Annotated in this window: 23 protein-coding genes; 3 read left to right on the top strand and 20 right to left on the bottom strand. The window is 55.5% G+C overall.

Going from position 1 to position 23,874, the window contains the following annotated elements:
- Nucleotides 1–89: 89 nt before the first annotated feature.
- The 9 genes from JD108_RS02975 to purC all read right to left on the bottom strand — a co-directional run bounded on the left by JD108_RS02975 (nucleotide 90) and on the right by purC (nucleotide 8,272).
- Nucleotides 90–485 (bottom strand): hypothetical protein, encoded by a 396-nt coding sequence (locus JD108_RS02975; RefSeq protein ID WP_198828499.1) that lies wholly within the window; start codon nucleotides 483–485, stop codon nucleotides 90–92.
- Between the two features lie 114 nt (nucleotides 486–599).
- Nucleotides 600–1,067: an SRPBCC family protein gene (locus tag JD108_RS02970; protein ID WP_198828498.1), complete on the bottom strand. Its 468-nt coding sequence runs from the start codon at nucleotides 1,065–1,067 to the stop codon at nucleotides 600–602.
- Nucleotides 1,068–1,291: 224 nt separating this feature from the next.
- On the bottom strand, nucleotides 1,292–1,903 hold the full coding sequence (gene purN / locus JD108_RS02965) for a phosphoribosylglycinamide formyltransferase (protein ID WP_198828497.1): 612 nt from the start codon (nucleotides 1,901–1,903) through the stop codon (nucleotides 1,292–1,294).
- Nucleotides 1,897–2,937: a phosphoribosylformylglycinamidine cyclo-ligase gene (purM, locus tag JD108_RS02960; protein ID WP_198828496.1), complete on the bottom strand. Its 1,041-nt coding sequence runs from the start codon at nucleotides 2,935–2,937 to the stop codon at nucleotides 1,897–1,899. Before purM ends, purN begins: the two co-directional genes overlap by 7 nt.
- A 51-nt stretch (nucleotides 2,938–2,988) precedes the next feature.
- The gene (gene purF, locus JD108_RS02955; RefSeq protein WP_198828495.1) at nucleotides 2,989–4,407 is read right to left on the bottom strand and encodes an amidophosphoribosyltransferase; all 1,419 of its coding nucleotides are present in this window, start codon (nucleotides 4,405–4,407) and stop codon (nucleotides 2,989–2,991) included.
- Nucleotides 4,392–6,635: a phosphoribosylformylglycinamidine synthase subunit PurL gene (gene purL / locus JD108_RS02950; protein ID WP_198828494.1), complete on the bottom strand. Its 2,244-nt coding sequence runs from the start codon at nucleotides 6,633–6,635 to the stop codon at nucleotides 4,392–4,394. Before purL ends, purF begins: the two co-directional genes overlap by 16 nt.
- Nucleotides 6,613–7,308 (bottom strand): phosphoribosylformylglycinamidine synthase subunit PurQ, encoded by a 696-nt coding sequence (gene purQ, locus JD108_RS02945; RefSeq protein ID WP_198828493.1) that lies wholly within the window; start codon nucleotides 7,306–7,308, stop codon nucleotides 6,613–6,615. Before purQ ends, purL begins: the two co-directional genes overlap by 23 nt.
- Before the next feature lie 3 nt (nucleotides 7,309–7,311).
- Complete coding sequence (purS, locus tag JD108_RS02940; protein ID WP_198828492.1) at nucleotides 7,312–7,560, bottom strand: phosphoribosylformylglycinamidine synthase subunit PurS; 249 nt, start codon at nucleotides 7,558–7,560, stop codon at nucleotides 7,312–7,314.
- Entirely contained in the window at nucleotides 7,553–8,272 is a 720-nt protein-coding gene (gene purC, locus JD108_RS02935; RefSeq protein ID WP_198828491.1) for a phosphoribosylaminoimidazolesuccinocarboxamide synthase, read from the bottom strand. Before purC ends, purS begins: the two co-directional genes overlap by 8 nt.
- A gap of 338 nt (nucleotides 8,273–8,610) precedes the next feature.
- Here purC and JD108_RS02930 point away from each other — a divergent pair, with 338 nt between their 5' ends.
- The 3 genes from JD108_RS02930 (at nucleotide 8,611) to JD108_RS02920 (ending at nucleotide 12,557) form a co-directional block, all read left to right on the top strand.
- Nucleotides 8,611–10,323, top strand: a complete 1,713-nt coding sequence (locus JD108_RS02930; protein WP_198828490.1) for a methyl-accepting chemotaxis protein — start codon at nucleotides 8,611–8,613, stop codon at nucleotides 10,321–10,323.
- A 92-nt stretch (nucleotides 10,324–10,415) separates the two neighbouring features.
- Complete coding sequence (locus JD108_RS02925) at nucleotides 10,416–11,276, top strand: MBL fold metallo-hydrolase (protein WP_198828489.1); 861 nt, start codon at nucleotides 10,416–10,418, stop codon at nucleotides 11,274–11,276.
- Nucleotides 11,277–11,441: 165 nt separating this feature from the next.
- Nucleotides 11,442–12,557 carry an aminopeptidase gene (locus JD108_RS02920; protein ID WP_198828488.1) on the top strand — a complete coding sequence of 372 codons (1,116 nt, stop codon included), beginning with the start codon at nucleotides 11,442–11,444 and terminating at the stop codon, nucleotides 12,555–12,557.
- Nucleotides 12,558–12,782: 225 nt separating this feature from the next.
- Here JD108_RS02920 and ltrA read toward each other — a convergent pair whose 3' ends face one another.
- The 11 genes from ltrA to JD108_RS02870 all read right to left on the bottom strand — a co-directional run bounded on the left by ltrA (nucleotide 12,783) and on the right by JD108_RS02870 (nucleotide 23,841).
- The gene (gene ltrA, locus JD108_RS02915) at nucleotides 12,783–14,126 is read right to left on the bottom strand and encodes a group II intron reverse transcriptase/maturase (protein ID WP_198826945.1); all 1,344 of its coding nucleotides are present in this window, start codon (nucleotides 14,124–14,126) and stop codon (nucleotides 12,783–12,785) included.
- 663 nt (nucleotides 14,127–14,789) lie between these two features.
- Complete coding sequence (locus JD108_RS02910) at nucleotides 14,790–15,254, bottom strand: SH3 domain-containing protein (protein ID WP_228728277.1); 465 nt, start codon at nucleotides 15,252–15,254, stop codon at nucleotides 14,790–14,792.
- Nucleotides 15,214–15,477: an SH3 domain-containing protein gene (locus tag JD108_RS22220; protein ID WP_228728276.1), complete on the bottom strand. Its 264-nt coding sequence runs from the start codon at nucleotides 15,475–15,477 to the stop codon at nucleotides 15,214–15,216. Before JD108_RS22220 ends, JD108_RS02910 begins: the two co-directional genes overlap by 41 nt.
- Before the next feature lie 399 nt (nucleotides 15,478–15,876).
- Complete coding sequence (locus JD108_RS02905) at nucleotides 15,877–16,572, bottom strand: hypothetical protein (protein ID WP_198828487.1); 696 nt, start codon at nucleotides 16,570–16,572, stop codon at nucleotides 15,877–15,879.
- Complete coding sequence (locus tag JD108_RS02900) at nucleotides 16,569–17,366, bottom strand: DUF169 domain-containing protein (protein ID WP_198828486.1); 798 nt, start codon at nucleotides 17,364–17,366, stop codon at nucleotides 16,569–16,571. Before JD108_RS02900 ends, JD108_RS02905 begins: the two co-directional genes overlap by 4 nt.
- A 663-nt stretch (nucleotides 17,367–18,029) precedes the next feature.
- Nucleotides 18,030–18,560, bottom strand: coding sequence for a chromate transporter (locus JD108_RS02895; RefSeq protein WP_198828485.1), 531 nt, complete (start codon nucleotides 18,558–18,560; stop codon nucleotides 18,030–18,032).
- Nucleotides 18,557–19,141 (bottom strand): chromate transporter, encoded by a 585-nt coding sequence (locus JD108_RS02890; RefSeq protein WP_198828484.1) that lies wholly within the window; start codon nucleotides 19,139–19,141, stop codon nucleotides 18,557–18,559. The genes JD108_RS02895 and JD108_RS02890 overlap by 4 nt, the downstream gene beginning before the upstream one ends.
- A 264-nt stretch (nucleotides 19,142–19,405) precedes the next feature.
- Nucleotides 19,406–21,289 carry an FtsX-like permease family protein gene (locus tag JD108_RS02885; RefSeq protein ID WP_198828483.1) on the bottom strand — a complete coding sequence of 628 codons (1,884 nt, stop codon included), beginning with the start codon at nucleotides 21,287–21,289 and terminating at the stop codon, nucleotides 19,406–19,408.
- On the bottom strand, nucleotides 21,264–22,034 hold the full coding sequence (locus JD108_RS02880; protein ID WP_198828482.1) for an ABC transporter ATP-binding protein: 771 nt from the start codon (nucleotides 22,032–22,034) through the stop codon (nucleotides 21,264–21,266). The genes JD108_RS02885 and JD108_RS02880 overlap by 26 nt, the downstream gene beginning before the upstream one ends.
- A 95-nt stretch (nucleotides 22,035–22,129) precedes the next feature.
- A complete protein-coding gene (locus JD108_RS02875) occupies nucleotides 22,130–23,146 on the bottom strand; it encodes a HAMP domain-containing histidine kinase (protein WP_198828481.1) in 1,017 nt (338 codons plus the stop codon).
- A complete protein-coding gene (locus tag JD108_RS02870; protein WP_198828480.1) occupies nucleotides 23,143–23,841 on the bottom strand; it encodes a response regulator transcription factor in 699 nt (232 codons plus the stop codon). The genes JD108_RS02875 and JD108_RS02870 overlap by 4 nt, the downstream gene beginning before the upstream one ends.
- Nucleotides 23,842–23,874 lie beyond the last annotated feature (33 nt).

Here is a 23,874-nt window from a genome sequence, read left to right as displayed (position 1 = left end):
AGCGCAGCCCCTCCGCACCTGGGCACGGTTGACTGCGCTCGTTTATCACGGTTCGGCATCCCTTTCTCGTTCGAAGGATTGGAAAGCCTTCATGACCGTTTCTTATTCCTGCTTTGCATTTTTTTGATGCGCTCCCGAAGCGACGCATTTTTCGGCGCCTTCGCCTTTCCGCTCGCTTTGCTCCCGCTATCGTTGGATGAGATTTTCCGCTTTTCGCTCTTCCCTGATGTGGGCTGGGCGATGAGCTCCTCAATTTGATCAGGTGAAAACGACTTTCCGTCCTTCACCTGCTGGCGTACTTTATTCTTGGTTTCGTCCGATAAATTCAGTCCCATGCCGGACAACTCGCTCAGTACGGAATCGATGTTTCCCGACCCGTTTTTCGGCAGTTTCTCCGCCAGCTTCATGATGTCAGCCAGCGTCCATTCCCGCCCTGTTCGCTTGCTCAGCTTGCCCAGCAGATCGGCTACGAAATCTCCGTTCATTTTGCTCCCCCTTCCATCCAGCCTCCTTTTACTCTATGTCAGGGGAAGCAAAAAGTTTTGCCTCGGGAGCCATCCCGTTTCAATTTTTGTCAGAGAGGAATCGGTCTGCCCGTCTTATTCACAGCATTTATCAACGGCCTGCGCGCTCGCGTATTTCACGAGACCCGCCAGCGCCATATTCCACGCCTGTTCAAACCAGCCTCGTGCAGCCTCCCACTCCGGTGAATCTCCCCAACCGTTGTGGATCAACTGAATGTTTGTCCCGTCTCCCTCGGAAATAAAAGAGACCACGACGTGCGTGAGCGGACGCACCTCGTTCATCAGCGAAGCAAACTGCCGGGAGCCTTTCCACTCAAACACCAGCAGCTTGCCCGGTTCTACCGCCAATACCTTGCACCCGATGGTACTGTCATTTTCACGGTCTTGCGGATTCCAGAACAGTTCGTATTTTCCCCCGACGACCGGCTCCACCTCGGCGGCATTGGTGAACCAGCTGGCCAGATGCTCGCTTTTGGTAAAATACTCGAAGGCTTTTTCTGGCCCACAGGGAAGGCTTGCACTCTTATGTATGAGCTTGTCCATATTTTTCCTCTCCTTTTGTGTACATAGTGTCATTATAACGGTATGAAAAGGAGAAGAAATCTCCTTTTGGTAATTTTTTGGGAAATTCCTTCGCTCCTCCGATCAGCCAGTCTACAAAGCCCGGATTGTTTTCCTCGCCGCCGCGGGGGTTCACACCATCGCATCTTTTGAATCAAAAAAGTCCTTACCGTCTCACATTCAGACGGTAAGGACTTTGTCCATGGCTATTCCGTTACCCGCACACGCCGTCCATCCACATGGACGCGTCCGCTGAGCAGCTTGTCGATCACGTCGACGAGCAAGCCGTGCTCTACCTGATGGATCCGGGCACTCAGGCTCTCCGCCGTGTCCTGCTCTCTCACCTCTACGGGAATCTGCGCGATGATCGGGCCCGTATCCAGCCCCGCATCGACCAGATGCACCGTTACCCCCGTTATCTTTACCCCGCAGGCGAGAGCTTGCCCCACCGCATCCTTGCCGGGAAACGCGGGGAGCAGCGACGGATGGAGATTGATCATGCGGCCTTCGAAAGCTTGCAGCAGCGTATCCCCGACCAGCCGCATGTAGCCGGCCAATACCACCAGGGAAATCTCCCTTTTCTGCAGCTCAGCGACGATCTCCCGCTCAAAAGCCGCCTTGTCCGGGTAGGCTTTCGGATCGAAGACAAACGCCTCGACACCGAGCTTCTCCGCTCTGCCGAGCACACCAGCACCCGGCTTGTCGCAAACGAGCAGGGACACTTCCGCCCCAGCCAGCCTTCCGCTTTTCACCGCTTCCACTACAGCCTGGAAGTTGGAGCCGCTTCCCGAGGCAAACAGGGCTATCCGTTTCACCATGCCACCCCGTTGTATGCGACTTTTCGTTCTCCCTCGCGGACGGAGCCAATCCGGTACACCTGTTCACCCAGCTGTTTCAGAGTCTCCGTCGCCCGCTCGGCATCTGCTTGCGATACGACGACGATCATCCCGATGCCCATGTTGAAGGTGCGGTACATGTCGTCCCAGGAGATGCCGCCCGCCTCCTGCACCAGCGTGAAGATCGGCAGAATCGGCCAAGTGCCGACATCGACGACAGCCTGTGTGCCCTCTGGGAGGACGCGCGGGATGTTCTCGGTGAATCCGCCGCCCGTGATGTGGGCCATGGCCTTCACCTCTACTGTGTCCAGCAGGGAGAGGATCTGCTTCACGTAAATCCGCGTCGGCGTGAGCAGCTCCTCGCCCAGCGTCTTGCCCAGCGCATCCACATGCTCCGTGAGCGAAAGTCCGCGATCCGCGAGCAGCACCTTGCGCACCAGCGAGAAGCCGTTGCTGTGTACGCCGCTGGAAGCGAGGCCGAGCAGCACGTCTCCTGGCTTCACGGCAGCGCCGGTGATCAGCTTGTCTTCGTCTGCCACCCCGACCGTAAAGCCGGCGATGTCATACTCCCCTTCGGCGTACATGCCCGGCATCTCTGCCGTCTCTCCGCCGATCAGGGAGCAGCCCGCCTGTGCGCAGCCGTCGGCGATCCCCTTTACGATGGCCTCGATCTTTTCCGGGATGACTTTGTCGCAAGCCAGGTAATCGAGGAAAAAGAGCGGCTCCGCCCCCTGCACGACGACATCATTGACGCACATGGCGACCGCATCGATGCCGATCGTGTCGTGTTTGTCCAGCGCAAAGGCGAGCTTCAGCTTGGTACCGACACCATCCGTCCCGGAGACGAGCACCGGTTTTTTGTACTTGCTGGTATCCAGGCGAAACAGGGCGCCGAATCCCCCCAGATCGGTCAGCACCTCTGGGCGGAAGGTCCGCTTGACGTGCTTTTTCATCCGTTCGACGGCCTGATTGCCCGCCTCAATATCGACTCCTGCTTGCTTGTATGCATCACTCATGGTTTCTCCTCCATTGGTAGAGGTTATCTGCTTTGCTTTTTGTCTGTCCCATCAGCACTTGGCTGCGGGCAGCGCCGCCTCGAATTCCACTTCTGTCGGATACTTGCCGGTAAAGCAAGCCAGACAATGCCCGCGGTCCGGAGAGTCATCCCGGCGTCCGATCGCATCCAGCATGCCTTCCACACTCAGGTAGCTGAGCGAGTCGGCTCCGATAAAGCGGCGGATCTCCTCCACCGTTTGCGAGGAAGCGATCAATTCGTCTCTCGTAGACGTGTCGATCCCGTAAAAACACGGGTTCATGACCGGCGGCGAGCTGATGCGGACGTGGACTTCCTTGGCTCCGGCCTCGCGGAGCATCTGTACGATCCGGCTGCTCGTGGTTCCGCGCACGATGGAGTCGTCGATCATGACGACCCGCTTGCCCTCGACCACCTTGCGGACAGCGGACAGCTTCATGTAGACGCCGCGCTCCCGCAATTCCTGCGTCGGCTGGATAAAGGTCCGGCCGACGTAGCGGTTTTTGATCAGACCGAGCTCATAGGGAATGCCCGTCGCTTCGGCGAAGCCGATCGCAGCGGAGATGCTGGAGTCCGGGACACCGGTGACGACATCGGCTTCCACCGGGGCTTCCAGCGCGAGCTGCTTGCCCAGCCGCTTGCGGGCCATGTGGACGTTGATGCCGTCGATGTCGCTGTCCGGACGGGCGAAGTAAATGTATTCAAAGGTGCAGATGGAACGCTGCGTGTTCGCGGAAAAAGTGGATTCGTGAACGCCGTCCTGATCGACGACAATCAGCTCGCCCGGGCGAACATCGCGCCAATACTCGGCGCCAATGATGTCAAAGGCGCAGGTCTCGGACGCTACGCAGATGGCATCGCCGAGGCGGCCCAGGGAAAGCGGACGCAGCCCGTTGGGATCCAGCGCAATGATCAGCTGCCGCTCGTTCATCACCAACAGCGCGTAGGCCCCCTTGATATGCTGCAGCGCCTCGCGAACCGCTTCCGTCAAATCGCTGCTCTGGGAGCGGGCGATCAGATGGGCGATCACTTCGGTGTCGCTGGTCGTCTGAAAAATGGAGCCTTTGGCCTCCAGCTCTTTGCGCAGGACCGAAGCATTGACCAGATTGCCGTTGTGGGCAACAGCCATGCTGCCGTGTGCGTAGCGAAAAAAGAGCGGCTGCGCATTTTCAATCTTGCTGGAGCCTGCTGTCGTGTAGCGGGTATGGCCGATGGCAATGTCGCCGCGAAACGTGTTCAGATCCACCCCTGCAAAGGCCTCCGCCACCAATCCCATCCCGCGGTGTTTGTACCAGCGCTCGCCGTCGGAGGCGCAGATGCCTGCGCTCTCCTGACCGCGATGCTGCAAGGCATGCAGTCCCAGATAGGTGAGAGGGGACGCTTCCTTGTGATTGTAGATGCCAAAGACACCGCACTCTTCGTTCAGTTTATCCCAGATTATCCGATCAAACATGGAATCGCATCCTTCCACGCGGCCTTCAAAGCTGCGAGCGGTGCACGTACAGCTTCGGTTCCGTTGATGTTCACCACCAGTTGCTCCGTGCCTGTCTCCCCGATTGCCTGAGCGGGAACCCCCTGCTCACGGGCCAGTGCCAGTACCGTATTCGCATGCTCTTTTGCCACGCTGATCAGGATACGAGATTGCGATTCGCTAAATAACAGCACATCTGCGCGCAGTTCGGTGTCCAGCGACACCGTCGCGCCGATATTGTGACCGAAGCAGGCTTCTGCGAGGGCTACGCCCAGCCCGCCTTCGGAGAGATCGTGAGCGGATTTGACCAGCCCTTTGCGGATGGCGTCCAGCACCAGTTTCTGCAGCGCTGCCTCCTTGGCCAGGTCGATTTGCGGCGGACGGCCGGAGATCGAGCCGGTCACATACTTCTGATACTCGCTTCCGCCCAGCTCGGCAAATGTTTCCCCGAGCAGGATAATTACATCGCCTGCGTCTTTGAAGTTCTGCTTGGTGATGTGATCCACATCGGCGATCAGCCCGACCATGCCAATTGTCGGCGTCGGGTAAATCGCATCGCCGCTCCGCTCATTGTAGAACGAGACGTTGCCGCCGATGACCGGCGTGCTCAGTGCGCGGCAAGCCGCACTCATGCCGTCTACGGACTTCTCAAATTGCCAGAACACTTCCGGCTTTTCCGGGTTGCCGAAGTTGAGGCAGTCGGTGACCGCCAGCGGCTCCGCTCCGGAGCAGACCACGTTTCGCGCCGATTCCGCGATCGCGATTGCGCCCCCTACCTCAGGGTCGAGGTACACATAGCGTCCGTTGCAGTCCGTGCTCATCGCCAGCGCTTTGCGGGTGCCGCGCACCATCACCACGGCCGCGTCGGAGCCGGGCCCTGCCGCTGTGTTGGCGCGGACGATGTGGTCGTACTGTTCATAGACCCACGCTTTGCTCGCGACAGTCGGCTGGGCGAGCAGCGCCTGCAGCGTTTCGTTCAAGTCCTTTGGCTCAGGGATAGCTGCTACCGGATCTACCTTGGCATTCTCTTCGTAGTAGGCAGGGACAGCCGATGGGCGATGGTACACGGGCGCGTCATCCGCCAGCGTTTTCACCGGCACCTCGGCCACGACCTCACCGTGGTGAATCAGCCGAAGCATGCTGTCGTCCGTCACTTTGCCGACGACGGCAGAAGCCAGCCCCCATTTATCGAAAATCGCGATCGCTTCCGCTTCCTTGCCCTTTTCCACGACGACCAGCATGCGCTCCTGCGATTCGGACAGCATCATTTCATAAGCGGACATGCCCGGCTCACGCTGCGGCACCAGATTGAGGTCCATCTCGATACCATTGCCCGCCTTGGAGGCCATCTCCGCGCTGGAGCAGGTCAAGCCTGCCGCCCCCATGTCTTGAATGCCGACGACGATGCCGGTATCGATCAGCTCCAGGCACGCTTCGAGGAGCAGTTTTTCCATGAACGGGTCGCCCACCTGGACAGCCGGACGCTTGCTCTCCGATTCCTCGCTCAGTTCCTCGGAAGCAAAGGTCGCGCCGTGAATCCCGTCGCGGCCCGTGCTGGCCCCGACATAGATGACCGGATTGCCGATCCCGCTGGCGACGCCTTTTTGGATTTTGTCGTGATCGATCAGCCCGACGCACATCGCATTGACGAGCGGGTTTCCTTCGTAGGTGGCGTCAAAATTGACCTCGCCGCCCACGGTCGGGATGCCGATGCAGTTGCCATAGCCGGCGATTCCGGCTACCACATTTTCAAACAGGTATTTCACCCGCGGATTGGTCAGTTCGCCAAAACGGAGCGAATTGAGCAGAGCGACAGGGCGAGCGCCCATGGAGAAGACGTCACGGATGATGCCGCCCACTCCGGTAGCCGCTCCCTGGTACGGCTCAATCGCCGAAGGGTGGTTGTGGCTCTCGATCTTGAAGACCACCGCTTGATTGTCCCCGATGTCTACGATGCCGGCACCTTCCCCCGGACCTTGCAGCACGCGCGGGCCGCTTGTCGGGAAGCGTCCCAGCACGGGTCGGGAGTTCTTGTAGGAGCAGTGCTCGGACCACATGACACTGTACAGCCCCGTCTCGGTCCAGTTGGGCTGGCGTCCGAGGATGCTGACGACGAGCTGGTACTCCTCATCGGTCAATCCCATGTCGCGGTAAAGACGCTGGTCGGCAATTTGCTGGGCAGTCGGTTCATTGCGAGTGAGCTGTGACACTGTTTCGTTCCTCCCATGTCCGTAGTATCGAGGTAAACATGCGGCGTCCGTCGGCGGAAGCCATCCATTCGTGCACGGCACGCTCCGGGTGCGGCATCATACCGAGTACGTTTCCTCGTTCATTGCAGATACCGGCGATGTCTTCCAGCGAGCCGTTCGGATTTTCTCCGTAGTAGCGGAAGACGATCTGGTTGCCATCTTTCAGCTTCTGCAGGGTCTCTTCATCACAGTAATAGTTGCCCTCGCCATGGGCGATGGGGATCTGGATCACTTCTCCCGCCGCGTAGTCCCGGGTGAAGGCGGTCTCGTTATTTTCGACGCGCAGCCCGGAGAGCTTGCAGCGGAACTTCAGCGAGCGGTTTCGCAGCAGCGCCCCTGGCAAAAGTCCCGCTTCGGTCAGGATCTGGAAGCCGTTGCAAATGCCGACGATCAGCTTGCCAGCTTCGGCGGCCTTGCCCACCGCTTCCATGATCGGCGAAAAGCGGGCGACTGCGCCACAGCGCAGGTAATCTCCGTAGGAGAAACCGCCCGGCAGAAGAATCACATCATAGCCAGAAAGGTTATCGTCAGAGTGCCAGACGTAATCGACGGGCACTTTCATCACGTCTTCCACTGCTTGGTACAAATCGACGTCGGCATTGGAACCGGGGAAAACGATTACGGCTACTCGCATCGCTCAGCCCTCCACAATCTCAAAGCGGTAATCTTCAATCACCGTATTGGCGAGCAGCTTTTCGCACATCGCAGAGATTCGCTCCTCCGCCTGACTGCGGTCAGCGGTGTCCAGCTCGACCTCCATGTACTTTCCGATGCGCACATCTTTCACCTCGTCGAAACCAAGTGAGTGCAGCGCCCCTTTTACGGCATGTCCTTGCGGGTCCAAAACGCTTTGACGCAGTGTGACGTAAACGACAGCTTTATACATGTGCTTCTCCTCCCAATCGTTTGAGCATTTCCTGATAGGCTTCTTCTACGCCGCCGAGATCGCGGCGAAAACGGTCCTTGTCCAGCTTCACTTTGGTCCGGGCATCCCAAAATCGGCAGGTGTCCGGTGATATTTCATCGGCGAGGAGAATCTCCCCGTCCGGCGTACGGCCAAATTCCAATTTAAAATCGACGAGCAGGATATTTCTCTCCTGCAAATACGCTTGCAGCACTTCATTTACGGCCAGCCCCAGCTTTTCCAGACGGGCCTGGTCTTCCTCACTGGCAATTCCCAAGATGTTGATATGGGAAGGATTGACGAGCGGATCGCCCAGGGCATCGTCCTTGTAGTAGAATTCGACGACGGGCTGAGGGAGTACAGTGCCTTCCTCCATCCCCAAGCGCTTGGCCAGAGAACCTGCGGCGATATTGCGCACGACGACCTCAAGCGGGATGATTTCCACCCGTTTGACCAGTTGTTCCGTCGGCGACAACAGCCGGATGAAGTGATTGTCGATCCCCCGCTCCTTCAGCATCGTGAAAAAGATGGCCGTGATGCGGTTGTTCAGTTCGCCTTTGCCGGTAATCGTAGCCTTCTTCTCACCGTTAAAAGCCGTGGCTTCATCCTTGTACTCGACCCAATACTGATTTTCCGAAGACGTACGATAAATCCGTTTCGCCTTACCTTCGTAGAGTTGTTCTCGTTTTTCCACTTGCGAAGTCACCTTCCCACGATAATATGGGTAATGCCAACACCTATTTACGAACGATTCAATTCAATTAAAACATAATTATACGTTTTTATCAACGAATGAAAATGAAAATTGCTTCGACAAATGTTCGTTATTTAATGTTCGTTTTCCAGCGAACGACCAGATTTATTCGTTTTTTCGGCGAATCTATTCCCTCATCATACGGCTATTTCATGCTGTCCGGCTGCTGGCCCCGCCTCTCTTACGATCACATTTACAAGACCTCCATACTGGCTTTACATTTCTTCCTTACAATGGCAGTGGGACTATCTGACTATTTTTCAGGGGGGACGAATACGATGAAAGCAAATGCTGTTTTTGGGCCGCTGTTTGCACCATTTGCCCGTTTGCACAGGAATGTACGGCTCCAGACAAAGATAACCGTTCCGCTCCTGTGCCTCTTGCTGGTTTCATCCTCAATCGTAGGGGGCGTGTTTTACTATCAGGCCAAACAGGTGATCATCTCGCAAATGGAAGCCCGGCTGGAATCAGAGACAGAGAAAATTCGGGAAAAAATTGCATTGATGAAATTTACATTCGCTGCTGACGAAAAAACATACAAAAAAAGGCTGCAGTACGAACTGCGCCAGCAGCAAGCCGCATTGGCCCAAAAAGGGCTGGCGATTCAACAATTCATGGTGCGGGAAGGCCGCTTTGAACCCCTCGAAAATATCACCAAGCAATCGATCGATTTTCCGGCGGAGCTGGGCATCGAGATCCAGGAACAGCGCTTTGGCGTCACCCATGTCGATGTCGGCGGCACGGTACATACATTGGCTTACACCCACTCGCCTGAGGAGAATTTCATCTACGTCATCGCCGTGAAGCAGGAGCAATATCTCGCGCCGCTGGTCCAGACGGGCAGGTTCATCGCGTTTACGATTACGGCCAGCCTGCTGCTTTCGCTCATGCTCTGCTGGCTGATCGTCCGCGGCATCACGGCTCCGTTTCAGGCCCTGATCGGCAAGATGCGCCAGGTGAGTGCCGGAGACCTGACGCAGCGGACCGACCTGGATCACGAGGGTCCGGAGATCCGTTCCATTGCCGACAGCTTTAATCACATGGTGGCGCAAATGGCCGAGATCGTGAACCAGATCAAGCAGATGATCACCCAGCTGAACCGCGACGGCTACGACATTCGGCATGCCGCCGAAGAAGCCGGCGAACGCTCCTCCCTCCTGGCTCTCCGGCTGGAGACGGTCAATCGCGGTGTAGAAGAAACGGCCAGCTCCACCGCGACGGCCTCCTCCTCTTTCCAACGGATGAAAGCCGATATGGACGAAATGCTTTCCGCCATCACCTCGGTGCTCTCTTCGGGTCAGGACATGGAAAAGGTAGCCCAGCACGGCCAGGAACGGATTGACGAGCTGACCGCGATGATCCGCCGTTTCTCGCAAACATACGAGCAGCTGGATATGCGGATGACCGCCCTGCATGATCAATCGGAGTCGATCGGCAGCGTAGTCTCCCTGATCCAGAACATCGCCAAACAGACGAAAATGCTGGCGCTCAATGCGACGATCGAAGCCGCCCGGGCCGGACAGTACGGGCGAGGCTTCGCCGTCGTCGCTGATGAAGTGGCCAAGCTGGCCGGAGAATCAGAAAAGGCCACGGTCGAGATCGCCAAAATCGTGAGAAGCATCCAGGCGGAAACCTATTCCGTCTCGGCCGAAACCACGCAAGCCTCCGAGCAGCTGCAAGAGAGCATGACAAAGCTCTCGGAAGCAGAAAATGCCTTTCTCCAGCTCCGCCGCGCCATCGACCGGACGGCAACCGAGCTGGAAGCGGCCAGCTCTGATTTGTCCAACATTTCCCGGGATCTGGGAGAGGTCGACGCTGCATTGGAGACCTTCGTCGCCATTTCCCAAGAGACGAAGACCAGCACGGAAGAGATGCTGCATACCTCTCGTGAGCAGCTCTCTTCCATTGAGAAGTCCCGGAAGCTGGCCAATGAATTGCTGGCGCAGTCAGGCCGCCTGCATGAACTAAGCAATCAATTTCACGTGGGGTAGCCGGAAGGCCGCTCCCGCCCGGAACATAAAATCTCCCGCTATGGCAAACATAATGGAGAAGATGGACATTTCAGGGAGGGAGTTAAGATTAGATGCGGGATTCGTTTATTCCAGTGACATCCATCGCCAGCGGACTGGGCCAGGAGGTTGCCCCCGATGTGTACGCCTTGTGCGTCCAGGTGGTCAATCTCTGTTTTGTTGGCGATCCATTGACCAAGAAATGGGTTCTCGTCGATGCCGGGATGCCCAGGTCCACACCTGATATTCTCGCACATGTGGGGGATCGGTTCGGGCAGGACGCTCGTCCCGAGGCCATTATTTTGACCCACGGCCACTTTGACCATATTGGAGCCGTACAGGAGCTGTCCTCGCTCTGGGATGTGCCGGTCTACGCCCACGAGCTGGAGAAGCCTTACCTGGACGGCACGGCGAATTATCCCGAACCGGACAGCACAGTCGAGGGCGGGATGGTCGCCAAAATGTCCCCGATGTTTCCAAATGGGGGCATTGATCTGGGGCATCGCCTCCGGGTTCTGCCGCCGGACGGCACTGTCCCCCATATGCCGGGCTGGCGCTGGATTCATACGCCCGGACATGCTCCCGGCCACATCTCCCTGTTCCGCGAAGAGGATCGCACCTTGATTGCCGGGGATGCCTTTGTTACCGTCAGACAGGACTCTCTCTACCAGGTGTTGACCCAGACCGTCGAGATCTCCGGGCCTCCCCGCTACCTGACCACGGATTGGGAAGCCGCCAAAGAGTCTGTGATCAAGCTGGAAGCTCTCCGCCCCGCATGTGCCATCACCGGGCACGGATTTCCTGTCTACGGCGAACAGCTCTCCTCCGGTCTGGCCAGGCTGGTGCGCGACTTTGACAGCATCGCCGTTCCCGACTATGGCCGCTATGTAGAACCTCCCAGCGATGCCGCCCAGCCAGACGCTCCTCTTTACTAGCCCCGCCTTCTCCGAGAAACTCAGCCAGCCTGCCCGTTTGCGGGCGGGCTCTTTTTTTTGCAGTAGCTGCTCGTTCCGGTCGCATCCAAAGCACTAGCCCAGCTGAGTCGGCTATGCGATAATGGGGACAGAAAAAATTTTTTTATCTATAGGAGGTTACATACAATGGCAGATCCGCGCATCAATGAACTGGCCAGTCGCCTCATCCGTTATTCCCTCAATTTGCAAAAAGGCGAAAAGGTGCTGATCGAAAACACCGGCATTCAGGTGCCGCTGGTACGGGCACTTGTACGGGAAGCCTTTGCCGTAGGAGCTCTCCCGCTCGTCACCCTGAAAGACCAGGAGATCATGCGAGCCCTGATGCAAGGCACCAGCCAGGAGCATATGGAGCTGATGGCCAAGCATGAACTGGCCCGCATGAAAGATGTAGATGCCTATATCGCCATCCGCGCTTTTGACAACATCAACGAATACGCGGACATCTCCGAAGAGAAAATGGGACTGTACGCCCGTCATTTCTACCAGCCGGTCCACACCAACGAACGTGTCCCGAACAAGCGCTGGGTCGTGCTCCGCTACCCCAACAAATCGATGGCGCAGCTCTCCAACATGAGCCTGGAGGGTTTTGAAGATTTCTATTTTGATGTATGCAATCTCGACTATTCCAAAATGTCCCGGGCGATGGACCCGCTGGTGGAATTGATGGAGCGCACAGACCGCGTCCGTCTCGTCGGCACGAAAACCGACCTGACCTTCTCGATCAAGGGCATCCCGGCGATCAAGTGCGACGGAAAGCGCAACATTCCCGACGGCGAAGTCTACACCGCACCGATCCGCGATTCGGTGGAAGGCACGATTTTCTACAATACGGCCTCCAATTATAACGGCATCTCCTTTACCGATGTGCAGTTTACCTTCTCCCAGGGGAAAATCGTCGAGGCGACCAGCTCCAATACCAAGGCCCTGAACGATATCCTGGACACGGATGAGGGCGCCCGCTACATCGGCGAGTTCGCCATCGGCTTTAACCCGCACATCAAGCATCCGATGCTGGACATCCTGTTTGACGAAAAGATCGCCGGCAGCTTCCACTTCACGCCGGGCAATGCGTATACAGTGGCAGACAACGGAAACCGCTCCTCCGTTCACTGGGATCTGGTGCAAATCCAGCGTCCCGAGTACGGCGGCGGGGAAATCTGGTTCGACGATGTGCTGATCCGCAAAGACGGACGCTTTGTCTTGCCTGAGCTGGAAGGTTTGAACCCGGAAAATTTGGTGTAGGATGACCCCAAGCCGGTTACGAGTATGATTTCCAGCGAGGTTTTGAAGAAGCTGCTGAAGGAAAAAATGGACTAGCCGATTCATTTGTCCATCCGTTGCGGGCCGCCGAGCGGTTTGGATGCGAGTTGGCCTGTAGTAGAGTAGAGAACTGAAACTTTTGGGCGACCATATGGTCGCCTTACTCATTTCAGCTCCCCCTCATCAAACCGTACGTGAGGTTTTCCCTCATACGGCTTTCCGATGCTCTTCTTTCTTTGGCATTCGGTAGTCCTCTCCGGCAAGTTTCACCAATGATCCCCGTGTGGCTTTCATTACCTCCCCGACCCTGGAATGCTTGTTTCGCACATTCCTTTTCTTGTTAACGAATAGCGTCAGCCTTTCTATTACATACCAATCAATTCTGTTTAACCATCTTGCTGCTATAGTTGAAATTGAATAGTAGTTCTTGAATCCCTTAAGCTTTCGATTAAGCCCTTGTACCACCTCATGCAGCGGCCAGTACAACTTGCTGCGCGGTTCGGTGTACATCTTAATTTTCCGTCTCATTTCTTTCATTGCTTTCTTGCTTGGAATATGTGACATGACATATATCCTTTTTCCACCTTTAATGAGAACGGGAAATTTTCGATGATGAAAACCGAGGAAGTCAAAGCCTGCGGTGTTGTCCCAGATATTGATCAATCGAGACTTTTCCTTGCTAAGAGTCAGGTCAAGTTTGCTCATAATGGCCTTTATAACCTGAATGCTTTCCAAGGCATCCTTTTTCGTCTTGCACATGACCACGAAATCATCGGCGTATCGAACTAATTTGCCAAGATGAGAAAATTGTTTCTCCCAGATTGTATCCATGTAGTTGAGGTAAATGTTCGCAAGCAGCGGCGAAATTACTCCTCCTTGCGGAGTTCCCCAATCCGTTTCATGGAACTGTACACCTTCCATGACACCTGCTTGCAGCCATTTTCGAATCAGTTTTAGTACTCTGCGGTCCGAAATCCTTTGCTCAACCAGTTTCATCAGCTTCTCCTGATTGATGTTGTCAAAGTACCCCTTGATGTCTACATCAACTACCCAATATGCCTGTTTGCTCGCTTTTCTGATTTGTGCAATCGCCTGGTGGGCATTTCGTTTCGGTCGGAATCCATATGAGCAATCTTTAAAGTCCGCCTCGAAAATTGGCTCAATGACCATTTTGGTTGCCATTTGGACAACTCGATCTCGTATCGTCGGGATGCCAAGCGGTCTTTGCTTCCCATCCGCTTTTGGAATGTACGTGCGTCGAACTGGTGCCGGATGGTACCGTTTTCTCTTTAGGTCGAGGTAGATTTCATTGAGGAATTTACTCTCTCCGTATTCATGTACAATTCTTTCGATTGTCTGTCCGTCCACTCCGCCGCTTCCTTTGTTGGCACGCACTCTGCGCCATGCTTCGGCGAGGATGTCAGGACGATACACCTTGTCATACAGAGCATGAAATCGCCGTTTTGGATTTTCCTTGGCACAAAGATATAGGGTTGTCCAAAGTTGTCGAGCTTTTGCATCGGTGTAGTTAGCAAGTTTACTTGCATTCACTCACTCTTACCTCCTTTCAACCCGTGAACAAAGCAGGGCTCCTTTCCTCCATGGAGTTTTGTTGTCTCCACTTCTCTGGTACTATGAGCCCCTCCGACTCCCTCTCTGCCGTCCACCACTTCCCTTACGGTTATAGGTTTCCGCTTTACACTCCGACGGAGTGTGCAAAGTAGGGTCTCCCCAGTTCCGTTCCTTACTTTCTCAGCATACCGTTCCCCTTACCCCGAGAGGTTCTTGAGTGCTGCGATCCAAGTTCTACACACCTTCCGTGGCCTTCGCCCACTTCCCCCAGGCTCGGCTCCTCCTTGTCCATCTTACAATGGTCTTTCTTAACGAGGCGGCAGGATTCACTTTATGTTACGGTCTGCTGATTTGCTTGCACCCTTTCGGGTTACTTTGTCACAGGGCTTCAACCTTAGGATCACTCCACCAGTTGCCTGTCAGCTACGAGGCGACTTGGCTCTTACCTCGGTTGGACTTTCACCAACTAGCAATTAACGGCTTGCTGGGCACGCGAATAGAAAAAAACTGCCCCGGTATGATCTCCGGGGCAGTTTTGCGTGCACACCGACTTTTCCCTCGCTCGGCATGATCCTGCACTTCGTTCCTGGTTGCTACTGCTTAAAAGCAATTTGCGATTCCAAAATATGGTGAACCAACACATCAGCCAAGGCTTCTGCTCCCTTTCAGAATGATTCCGCGCGACAAGCCAGGGTAAGCCGTTTCCAATCGCATCGCGGGATCATCTACGGAATTGCCGTTTGTGTGGCTGGCGACATTGCGCCAGGACTCCCGGTTATGCGTGTGGTAAATATAGACGGTCTCGCTGCCGGTCATCCCGTGGCCCCAGTCGATCCCAAGGCTGTCGGCTCCGCCCAGCATCTGGCTTCCGTCCGGCAGCACCCGGTCCACAATCCAGCTCGCGATATAGGCGAAGGACTGGTCGGGAAACTGAATCAGATACCAGTCTCCCTCGGTTTGGACGATCGGAAACATGTGGCCCGGCTGCACAATGCCCACGACCGGATAATTGGTCTTCGGATCGCTGCGCAGATTGGTATCGGGATTTTTTACGCGAATAAAGGTTTCAATCGGTGTATTTGCTGTGGACCCAGCCCTCCTGTCCATTTGCCAGCTTCACTTTTGTCCAATCCTTTTGCTGTGCGAGGATCGAGAGCCGCATTCCTTTGGCAAGGGTGCCGATAATCGGGTTATCGGTACCGGGAGTGCTGCGAATATTCAATTGATCAACCGCGATCTCGACGTGGGTGGCCGCCTGTGCAGGCGAGGCGGGCACCAGCAAAAAGACAAACAGGGTACAAACAGCGACCGACATGGTACGAATAGTCACGAACAACCGTCTCGTTCCTCTCTTTGATTCTCTCTTCTATAAGAAATACGTATTCGTAGAATTTTCGTAACAATATTGCATGATTCTCCACTTTTTTACAAATTTTTAATCAAATTTCGCCGCCCTGTCCCTGCCTTTTCCCAGGATGGAATCTGTGGACTAGGGGCAAGCCAAAAAAAGACTGCCGCCTGTAGTGGGGAGCAGTCCTCTCTCCCTTCTTGCCTCGGCTTCTAGCGATGTTTCCGTTCCTGATCCTGCTTCGTTTTTCATCCTTCTTGCTTTTCGTTCCTTTACATCCTTCATCCCGATTGTTTTTGCATGGCATTCTTTTTTCACGCCCGTCCTTCAGCCATGCTCTTGGTGAATTGAGGTTTGATCACCGCCAGGGATAAGCGCTGTCTACCCGCCGCTCCATTTTTCCAACAGGATGTTGACAGCATTATGCTCGTCTGTCGAAAAAGGCCCCGGACTGTCTGCCCCGATGATTTGCATGGTGACCCCCTCAACCGCCCTGTCCTTTCCTTTCGCAAAAGGGAGCGGCCGAATCTCTGTTTCCGCAAGCGCATAATACGTCCCGGGCAGAGCCACGGAAGCCGGTATGCCCTCGCTAACAGCAAGATAGTAGGAAAACCCCTCCCGATGCCAAAATCGATCCCGGAACACGGTATCCAGCATCGTAAAAAAACGGTCCGCCTCTATATTTTGGGGATGGTCTACCCCTTCGAGCTTTTGCTTGGCGGTTGAAACGATGCTTTTCTCTTGATCTTCGCATGCCCTGCAGGTATGGTACGTGTGTTTCAGATAGCCGCTGTCCATCGGGTCCAGGACCGAAAAGCGCAATGACTCGATCTGTCCCTGCTGGTCGTAAACCAGCTTGTAGTCTTGTATTCGCGCGTCTTCAGAGATGCCCGCCTTTTGGCGAAACGACTCCCACAACTGCCGGAAGTTGACCTGATCCAGCGCTTGCTTTTCGAAAAAGGGGATATGCCGAATCTGACTCGCCTCTTGGTTGAACCAGTACATCCCGGCTGACAAGAGAACCGCGAACAAACCGATTAGCACAGAGCGGCTTTTGGTCCCCAAGACCCGTCTCATTCCTCCGCACTTCCCTTGGCAGCCGCACCGGGAAACATAGCCGCCAGCTTCTGATACGTCGGCGGGAACTCCGCCTGGTAGCGCAGATAGGTCGGGATGGGATAGCGGATTCCTCCCTTGTTGGTTCCTTCCAAACCCTCGATCAGTTCTTCAGCGTCGCGATAGTGAAAGCTGAAGGCCATCTCGTGATCCTGCGTCTGGGCAAAAAGCCGGTCGCCATAGCAAGGGACGATCACTTGCGGCTCCCCGGTCTGCAGCGGCTTGATCGCGATATCGGCACAGTCCGCCCGGCTGGAGAAGGTAGAGGGAATCGAACCTCCCCGCTTGTACAGCATCCCCGCGACCAGTCTCATGATTTGCGCGGAATTTCCGTAGATCACGACCACATCCGGTTCGACCGTCGCCCGCTCCAGCGGAAAGGAGACGTAGTACCCGCTCTCTTCCGGCGAAAATTTGGGCACATCCTGCTCGCTTTTCGCTCCGGCCTCCAGAGAATCCGTGTACATCCCGCAGGCAAGATGCCCTTCGGAGTAAAAGGGCAGCTGCTCCTCGTAACCAAACGCCACCTGTGCGATGGGACAGGAGAGATCGGCTCCGTTCATGGCGATGGTCCAGCCGTAGCGCCGGGAAAAGCTGACGGCCTGGCAGATGGTGATCAGATACCCCAAATCGCGCGACGGACGCTTCGCTTTGGCTGGGAGATCGCTATCGTTTTTGACGATTTTGACCCCGACCGGAAAGGTGTCGGGTCGGATATAGGCTTGAATGGCTTCGCTCAACTTTTGCAGGCTCATGCTTTCCCTCCGATGGCTTGTTTTTTGAATGTTTCTTCATTTTATGCTTCAATTCCTGTCTGTTTTTACCTTGGAGACATGTAGATTACGTTGAATTTCCTAAACGAGTAACGGAACTGTTGCGAGAAGAAGCATGTTCCCATGCTTGGCTCCGTTCTCCGCCCTGCGAGGATGATTCACTGTCCGCTCCACAGCGGCCCGCGGGGGTGCTCAAAAGCGGTAGCGCTCCGAGGTCATCCCACGTTTCGCCCCTTTTTCCCGCGGGCCGCTGTTCCGCTTAGATGGGCTCCGCAAAGTCGCTGCGCATGGGAACATGCTTCTTCTTCGGGACAGCCTGCTTTCTTCGGGGTGGATTTTTAGCACTTCCTGTCTAAGGCATATGGCGTTCTAGCCAGGCGTACTACCTCAAAGCTGTTCATTCTTCTGAACTTCGACGCCAGCTTTACCCACAGAATTTTAACCCATGGTTACATGAAGAAGCATGTTTCCCTGCGGTGCGACTGTGGAGCCCTGCCGAGCGGAGTGGCGATTTTCGGGAAAAAGGAGCGCAACCCTGGGATGACCGCGGAGCGAGACTACTTTTGCGTCTCCCCCGAAAATCGCCACGGAGCGGACAGCTGCATCAAAGTGGTTCATTCGAAGGTCCTCCGTTCACTGTAATGTTTAGCCGATAAAGAAAAATCCGTATCCCATCGCCATCACGATCACAAGAGCAGGGTGCAGCTTCCACTTTTCCAACAAGAGAAACGATGCGGCTGTGAGGATGCCCGTCTGCATCCAGCCAATTCCTTCAACCGCACCTTTTAGAAATTCATACGTCATTACGCCCAGCAGCACCGTGACGATCGGGCGGACAGACTGTGTCATCGCCTTCACCTGGGGAGAATTGCGAAAGAGATTGAGAAAACCCAGCAGCAGAATCATGGCGATTGCTGTCGGTGCGATCGTAGCCAGCAGGGCGACTGCGGCACCGGGAACGCCTGCCACCTGGTAGCCGATGTAACCCGCCAGCTTGGTCGCAATCGGACTGGGAAGCGCGTTGCCGACAGCGAGAATTTCGCCGAATTCTTGCATCGACAGCCAGCCGTAATGGTCGACGACCTCATTTTGAATCAGAGGGATACTAGGCGGTCCGCCTCCATACCCGAGAATATTGGAGATAAAAAAGGCCCAAAACAATTGCAGGTATATCATACGGCTCCCCCCTCATCGCCTCTGCTCCTGCGCTGCTTGTAAATGGCCCAGGTGGCATAGCCAAAAGACAGGACCAGTGCAATCCCGACGACAATGCCGGGATGCCAGTCCAAAAAGAGCAGCATCACCAGAGAGAGCGCGAGCATGGCCACGGCACCGCTCTTCTTTTTGCTCCCCTGCCAGCCTTTTTGCAGGAACTCCCACGTGAGGACAGCCGTCATCACGGCGATCACTGGCTGAATCGCCTGGATCATCCCGTAGACGCCTGGCGCATCCTTCCACCGGTAGATGACTTGAAGCAGGCCGATCATGACCAGCACCGTAGGGAGCACCATCGCGCAGTTGGCGATGAGCGCCCCCGTCCAGCCTTTTACGTGATAGCCGACATAGGCTGCCAGTTTGGTGCCGATGGGTCCGGGAAGGGCGTTGGCCATCGCCAGATTATCAGTAAAGTCCTCTTCCTTCACCCATTTGTACTTCTTTACACACTCGGTATAAAACAAGGGGACCATCGTCGGTCCTCCTCCATATCCAAAAAGGCCGATTCGAAAAAAGGCCAAAAACAACTGCCAATAGATCATCGGAAGCCTCCCCCGCTGTTTCATTTCCTGATATCGGCCTGTATTCTCTCAAAATTCATCGCTGTTCGGCCGGAAAATGAGGATTTGGTACGAATTTCATTCATTGGTTGAAACTATAAAACGGTATTCTGTCAATTGCAACCCGCTTTTCGAAAGAATGACGCAATTGCGGAATCGGTATGCACAAAAAAAGCAGATTCTCCGCCAGACCGACAAGGGTCCCTTGCAGGGAATCTGCTTTTTCCTATGGTTCGACCCGCTACTTTACCCGAGTGACTGCTTTAAATTAAACAGATAGCGGTTGCGAATGATCCAGAAATAGATGAACTGCACGAGCACGAAGCTGGCCAGGACGATCGCGGTCGGTTTTGCCACAGAAGCGATCAGCATCAGCTTCAGCAGGCTCTGCAGTGAGAAGAAAGCCACCGCGCTGTGGACGATCGCGACCAGAATCGGGACGAAGAACAGGAGAGCCACCTGTGTCGTGACGATTCGGGAGAGCTCCCGCTCCGACAGTCCGATCTTCGTAATCGCCCCGTACTGTCTGCGGTCGTTTTCCAGATCGGTATAGAGCCGGAAATAGAGGAAGCTCCCTGCCGCGACGAAAAACAGCAACCCGACAAACAAGCCGATAAAGAGGCTGGTATTGGCCATTTGCTTCAGTTCGTGATAGATCGGAGCGCGGGCGCGGAAGGAATACGGCCCCGTGTCGCCCTCGCTCAGTTCTGTCATCAGCTTTTCGCTGAGCTCATTGGTTTGCTTCCAATCCTCTACGCTGTACAAATAGTTGTTTTCCAAACCATCTGCCGTCGTTTGGGCAAACACCTGATCCGGCACCACGACGATGCGCGAGGCGTTTAACGACGACAGCACAGGCATCATCGTCACTACTTTTGGCTGCAAGGACTGACCGCCTGTGACAAACGGCTGAAGATCGATCTTTTCGCCCGGCCAGAGCTGGAAAAAGACGGCCTCTCCTTCCCCTGCCTCCACTTCCTCCTGGTTGGCGGCACGCGCTGCCCGGTTGTACTCGGACAAGCCGATGATGGCGACGTCTTCGAATTCCTCTCCTCTGGACAGGTACTTCGTCGTCGTTTCCAGCTTTTCAAAGGCAAAGCCCCCGGCCTGCAAAGCCTGATCGATCTTGGCCACCTGCTCGGCATTCCGCTTCTCGTCCGCGACGGCGCGGTAGCTGAAAGCAAACGGATTGGTCTTTACGGTCGTTTCCGTGATCGAGGAGGCCAGGGCGGCGAGGGTGCCGATCGCGCAAAACGCCACGGTCGAGACGATACAGACGAGGAAGAACATCCGCGCATTGTCCTTCATCCGGTAAGCCAGATCAGACAGCGTGACGATATTGGTCCGGTTCCAGTAAAAATGCCGGTTTCGTTTGAGCAGCCTGATCAAAAAGACGCTGAGCTGGGTAAACAGCAGATACGTCCCGGCGATCGTCAAGGCGCTCACCGGAATCAGCATCACCACGACCAGCGGTCCTTCGACCCAGAATGCCAGCGTATAGGCAAGGCCCAGCAAGACGGCAGCCAAGAGGGACAAAAAGACGGACGCCTTGGGCTCCTGCTTGGGACGCTGGCTTCCCTGCAGCAGCTCCAGGAGGCTTTTTCGCTTCAAAAACAGCAGGGTGAACACGGAGATCGCCACAAACAGGAATAAAAAGCAGCCGATCGTCAGCAGCATCGCTTCCCAGGGCAGATAGAAGGGGAGCGGCTCCACATCCAGCAGGAATCCGGCAAATTGGAAGAACAGCTTGCCCAGCACCATGCCGAGGCCAATCCCGAACAGGAGTGAGAGCGCGCCGATCATCATGTTTTCCATGAAAATCAGCACATTTTGCTGACCACGTGTCATACCGTGCATCATCAAGATCCCGAATTCCTTCTCCCGCCGCTTCAGAAAGGCTCCGACACAGTAGAACAGGAAGAAAAACGCGAACAGGAAAATGATGTACTCCGCCGCCACCATTCCCGACGCGACGAAGCGGTGTACTTTGCCGTCCTCGACACCGGGATGGAAGATAAACATCGCGTAGATGAAAAAGATCAACACCGAGAAGACGCTGCTGAGAAAGAAAGCCGCATAGGTCCGCTTGTTCCGGGAGACGTTGTTAAACGCGAATTGACGAAAGGTCATGCAGGTTCCCTCCCAAAAGCGACAAGGCATCGATGATCTTCTGGAAAAATGCCTGTCTGCTGTCTCCGCGGTACATTTCATTGTGCAGCTGCCCGTCCTTGATGAACAGGACGCGGTGGCAATAGCTCGCCGCGAGCGGGTCATGCGTCACCATCATCATCGTCGCCCCGTCGGTCTTGTTGATCGCCTCCAGGGTTTCCATCACATTGCGCGATGCTTTGGAGTCGAGATTGCCGGTCGGCTCATCCGCCAGCAGGAGCGACGGCGTATGGATAATCGCGCGGGCGATGGCCGCCCGTTGCCGCTGCCCTCCCGAGACCTCGTAGGTCCGCTTTTCCAAAATGTCCGTGATTCCCAGTTTTTCCGCGACCGCACTCAGCTTCTCGTCCATTTCGGCTACGCTTTTGCCGTCCAGCGTCAGGGGCAGGACGATGTTCTCGCCGATGGTCAGCGTATCCAGGAGGTTGAAGTCCTGAAAGACAAAGCCGAGCTCTCTTCTGCGGAACAAGGCCAGCTCGGCCCGCTTCAACTGGTGCGGGTTGGTGCCGTTCAGCAGAACTTCCCCGGATGTCGGCGAGTCGATCGTCGAGATCATATTGAGCAGCGTCGTCTTTCCGCTTCCCGACGGCCCCATGATTCCGACGAACTCCCCTTTTTTAATCGTAAAATCAATATCGGTCAATGCCCGATAGGTTACCCTGCCTCCATATATTTTGCTGAGGCGCTTCACATGCAGCATATCCATGTGCGCTTCTCCCTTCCTTTCTCGCATCCTTGTAAATGGTCAGCATCCTTTTCCACTTCCCACTATAAAGAAGCGCGCATCCGCAAGCCATCGAATTAGCTTTCATCCGGCTTACGTTCTTGTAAGGTTGGGACGACTGAGTAAAAGACGATGCGCACCTTCGTCCCGGCGCCCACGGTGGAATCCAGCTCCACGTCATGATGGAGACGCTGGCAGATCTCTTTCACCAAATACAGGCCCATCCCGGTCGATTCGGCATAGCGGCGTCCATTTTCTCCGGTAAAATACGGCTGAAAGACGCGCTGCACATCCTCCGGCGGAATGCCGATGCCGCTGTCCTCTACTTCCAGGACGGCGTGTTTCCCGCGCGCATACGAGCGAATCGTCACTTTGCTCCCCTTTTTGTCCGAATACCGGACGGCGTTGGTCAACAGTTGATTCAACACAAAAGAGAGCCACTTTTCATCCGATTCGACTACCCAGCCCTCGCCCACGGCCAGCTCGGGGTAGACCTGATTGCGGATGAACAGACGCTTGTTCTCTGACACGGCGCTTTGCGCCAGTTTTCGCAGCGAGACCGGCTCGATGAGGAAATCCTGTTCAAATCGGTCCAGACGGGCGCTGTAGAGCACGGTTTCCAAGCCCCGCTTGAGGCGGTCCACCTCTTCCCGCACGCTTTCCAGCCGGGCGTCGTCTTCATCCTGCAGCAGCAGGTGGATCACGGAAATGGGCGTCTTCATCTGGTGCACCCATTGCTGGATAAATGTCGTGTGATCGCGCTGCTTGGTTTCGTAGGCGTGCAGCTGATCCTTGAACAGCCGGTAATGATGCTGAAAGGTATGGTCCATCGCCCGTCCCAGCGGCGAATGGCCGTGGGAAAGCGTCAGCTCCTCCAGCGACTTCACCGGGTTGCTCAGCCGTTGGTAAACCAGCCGGTTGGTCAGGTAGCGGATCACCAGAAAACAGCCGCCGCAAAATAGGCACAGGAAGACGGCATAGCGAATCAGCGAGGGATTCCAGTACCCGTCCAGAGCAAAGGTGAGCACCAGAATAAAGAGCTGGATAAAAAACATCAGCAGAAAGGACCATTGATCGCGCAGGAAAAGCTTCATGCTTTCTCCTCCCAGGTGACCTTCAGCCGATAGCCGGAGCCGCGCACGGTTTCAATCGCCCCGTCCAGTCCCAGCTCTTTCAGCTTGCCGCGCACACGGGTGATGTAGACATTCAGCGTATTTTCATCGACGAACTGCTCGTCCCACAGCTTTTCCAAGAGCCGCTCCCGGCTGACCACGCGCGGGTACTGATTGAACAGCGCCTCCAGCAGCAGCGCCTCTTTTTTGCTGAGCTCCGTCTTCTCTCCCTCCATGGTCAGTTCCATCCGCTCCAAAAACAGGCGCAAGCCGGCTACCTCCAGCGTCCGCTCCGTCTCCTGCGCCGCGTATATGCCGTAAGCCCGCCGAAGCTGGCTGCGGATTTTCGCCAGCACCACGTCGTAGTCAAACGGCTTGGTGATGTAGTCGTCCGCCCCGTTTTCCAGCGCCATCACCTGATCCATCTTGCTCTCGCGGGCCGAGATGAACAGGATCGGGCAATTGGAGACCTGGCGGATCTGCCGGCACCAGTAAAACCCGTCGAATTTGGGCAGATTGACGTCCAGCAAGACGAGGTCCGGCTGTGCCTGGGAAAAGACATCCATTACCTGATCAAAATGAATCACATTTACCGTATGATACCCATATTTTTCCAATTGACCCTGCAGCAGTTGATTGATTTTCGGATCGTCCTCCACGATCATAATCTTCGACATCGATCATACTCCTCGCTATCTGAATCTCTCTAT

This window comes from Brevibacillus composti (genome assembly GCF_016406105.1).
Classification (GTDB): domain Bacteria; phylum Bacillota; class Bacilli; order Brevibacillales; family Brevibacillaceae; genus Brevibacillus; species Brevibacillus composti.
The sequence above is the reverse complement of the archived record's forward strand: the minus strand, read 5'-3'. Positions and strand labels throughout refer to the sequence as shown.

What these genes read in the sequence shown, in the direction of transcription:
- JD108_RS02975 (WP_198828499.1), bottom strand. Translation starts at nt 485, where the DNA reads ATGAACGGAGATTTCGTAGCCGATCTGCTGGGCAAGCTGAGCAAGCGA.
- JD108_RS02970 (WP_198828498.1), bottom strand. Translation starts at nt 1,067, where the DNA reads ATGGACAAGCTCATACATAAGAGTGCAAGCCTTCCCTGTGGGCCAGAA.
- purN (WP_198828497.1), bottom strand. Translation starts at nt 1,903, where the DNA reads ATGGTGAAACGGATAGCCCTGTTTGCCTCGGGAAGCGGCTCCAACTTC.
- purM (WP_198828496.1), bottom strand. Translation starts at nt 2,937, where the DNA reads ATGAGTGATGCATACAAGCAAGCAGGAGTCGATATTGAGGCGGGCAAT.
- purF (WP_198828495.1), bottom strand. Translation starts at nt 4,407, where the DNA reads ATGTTTGATCGGATAATCTGGGATAAACTGAACGAAGAGTGCGGTGTC.
- purQ (WP_198828493.1), bottom strand. Translation starts at nt 7,308, where the DNA reads ATGCGAGTAGCCGTAATCGTTTTCCCCGGTTCCAATGCCGACGTCGAT.
- purS (WP_198828492.1), bottom strand. Translation starts at nt 7,560, where the DNA reads ATGTATAAAGCTGTCGTTTACGTCACACTGCGTCAAAGCGTTTTGGAC.
- JD108_RS02930 (WP_198828490.1), top strand. Translation starts at nt 8,611, where the DNA reads ATGAAAGCAAATGCTGTTTTTGGGCCGCTGTTTGCACCATTTGCCCGT.
- JD108_RS02925 (WP_198828489.1), top strand. Translation starts at nt 10,416, where the DNA reads ATGCGGGATTCGTTTATTCCAGTGACATCCATCGCCAGCGGACTGGGC.
- JD108_RS02920 (WP_198828488.1), top strand. Translation starts at nt 11,442, where the DNA reads ATGGCAGATCCGCGCATCAATGAACTGGCCAGTCGCCTCATCCGTTAT.
- JD108_RS02910 (WP_228728277.1), bottom strand. Translation starts at nt 15,254, where the DNA reads ATGGACAGGAGGGCTGGGTCCACAGCAAATACACCGATTGAAACCTTT.
- JD108_RS02905 (WP_198828487.1), bottom strand. Translation starts at nt 16,572, where the DNA reads ATGAGACGGGTCTTGGGGACCAAAAGCCGCTCTGTGCTAATCGGTTTG.
- JD108_RS02900 (WP_198828486.1), bottom strand. Translation starts at nt 17,366, where the DNA reads ATGAGCCTGCAAAAGTTGAGCGAAGCCATTCAAGCCTATATCCGACCC.
- JD108_RS02895 (WP_198828485.1), bottom strand. Translation starts at nt 18,560, where the DNA reads ATGATATACCTGCAATTGTTTTGGGCCTTTTTTATCTCCAATATTCTC.
- JD108_RS02890 (WP_198828484.1), bottom strand. Translation starts at nt 19,141, where the DNA reads ATGATCTATTGGCAGTTGTTTTTGGCCTTTTTTCGAATCGGCCTTTTT.
- JD108_RS02885 (WP_198828483.1), bottom strand. Translation starts at nt 21,289, where the DNA reads ATGACCTTTCGTCAATTCGCGTTTAACAACGTCTCCCGGAACAAGCGG.
- JD108_RS02880 (WP_198828482.1), bottom strand. Translation starts at nt 22,034, where the DNA reads ATGGATATGCTGCATGTGAAGCGCCTCAGCAAAATATATGGAGGCAGG.
- JD108_RS02875 (WP_198828481.1), bottom strand. Translation starts at nt 23,146, where the DNA reads ATGAAGCTTTTCCTGCGCGATCAATGGTCCTTTCTGCTGATGTTTTTT.
- JD108_RS02870 (WP_198828480.1), bottom strand. Translation starts at nt 23,841, where the DNA reads ATGTCGAAGATTATGATCGTGGAGGACGATCCGAAAATCAATCAACTG.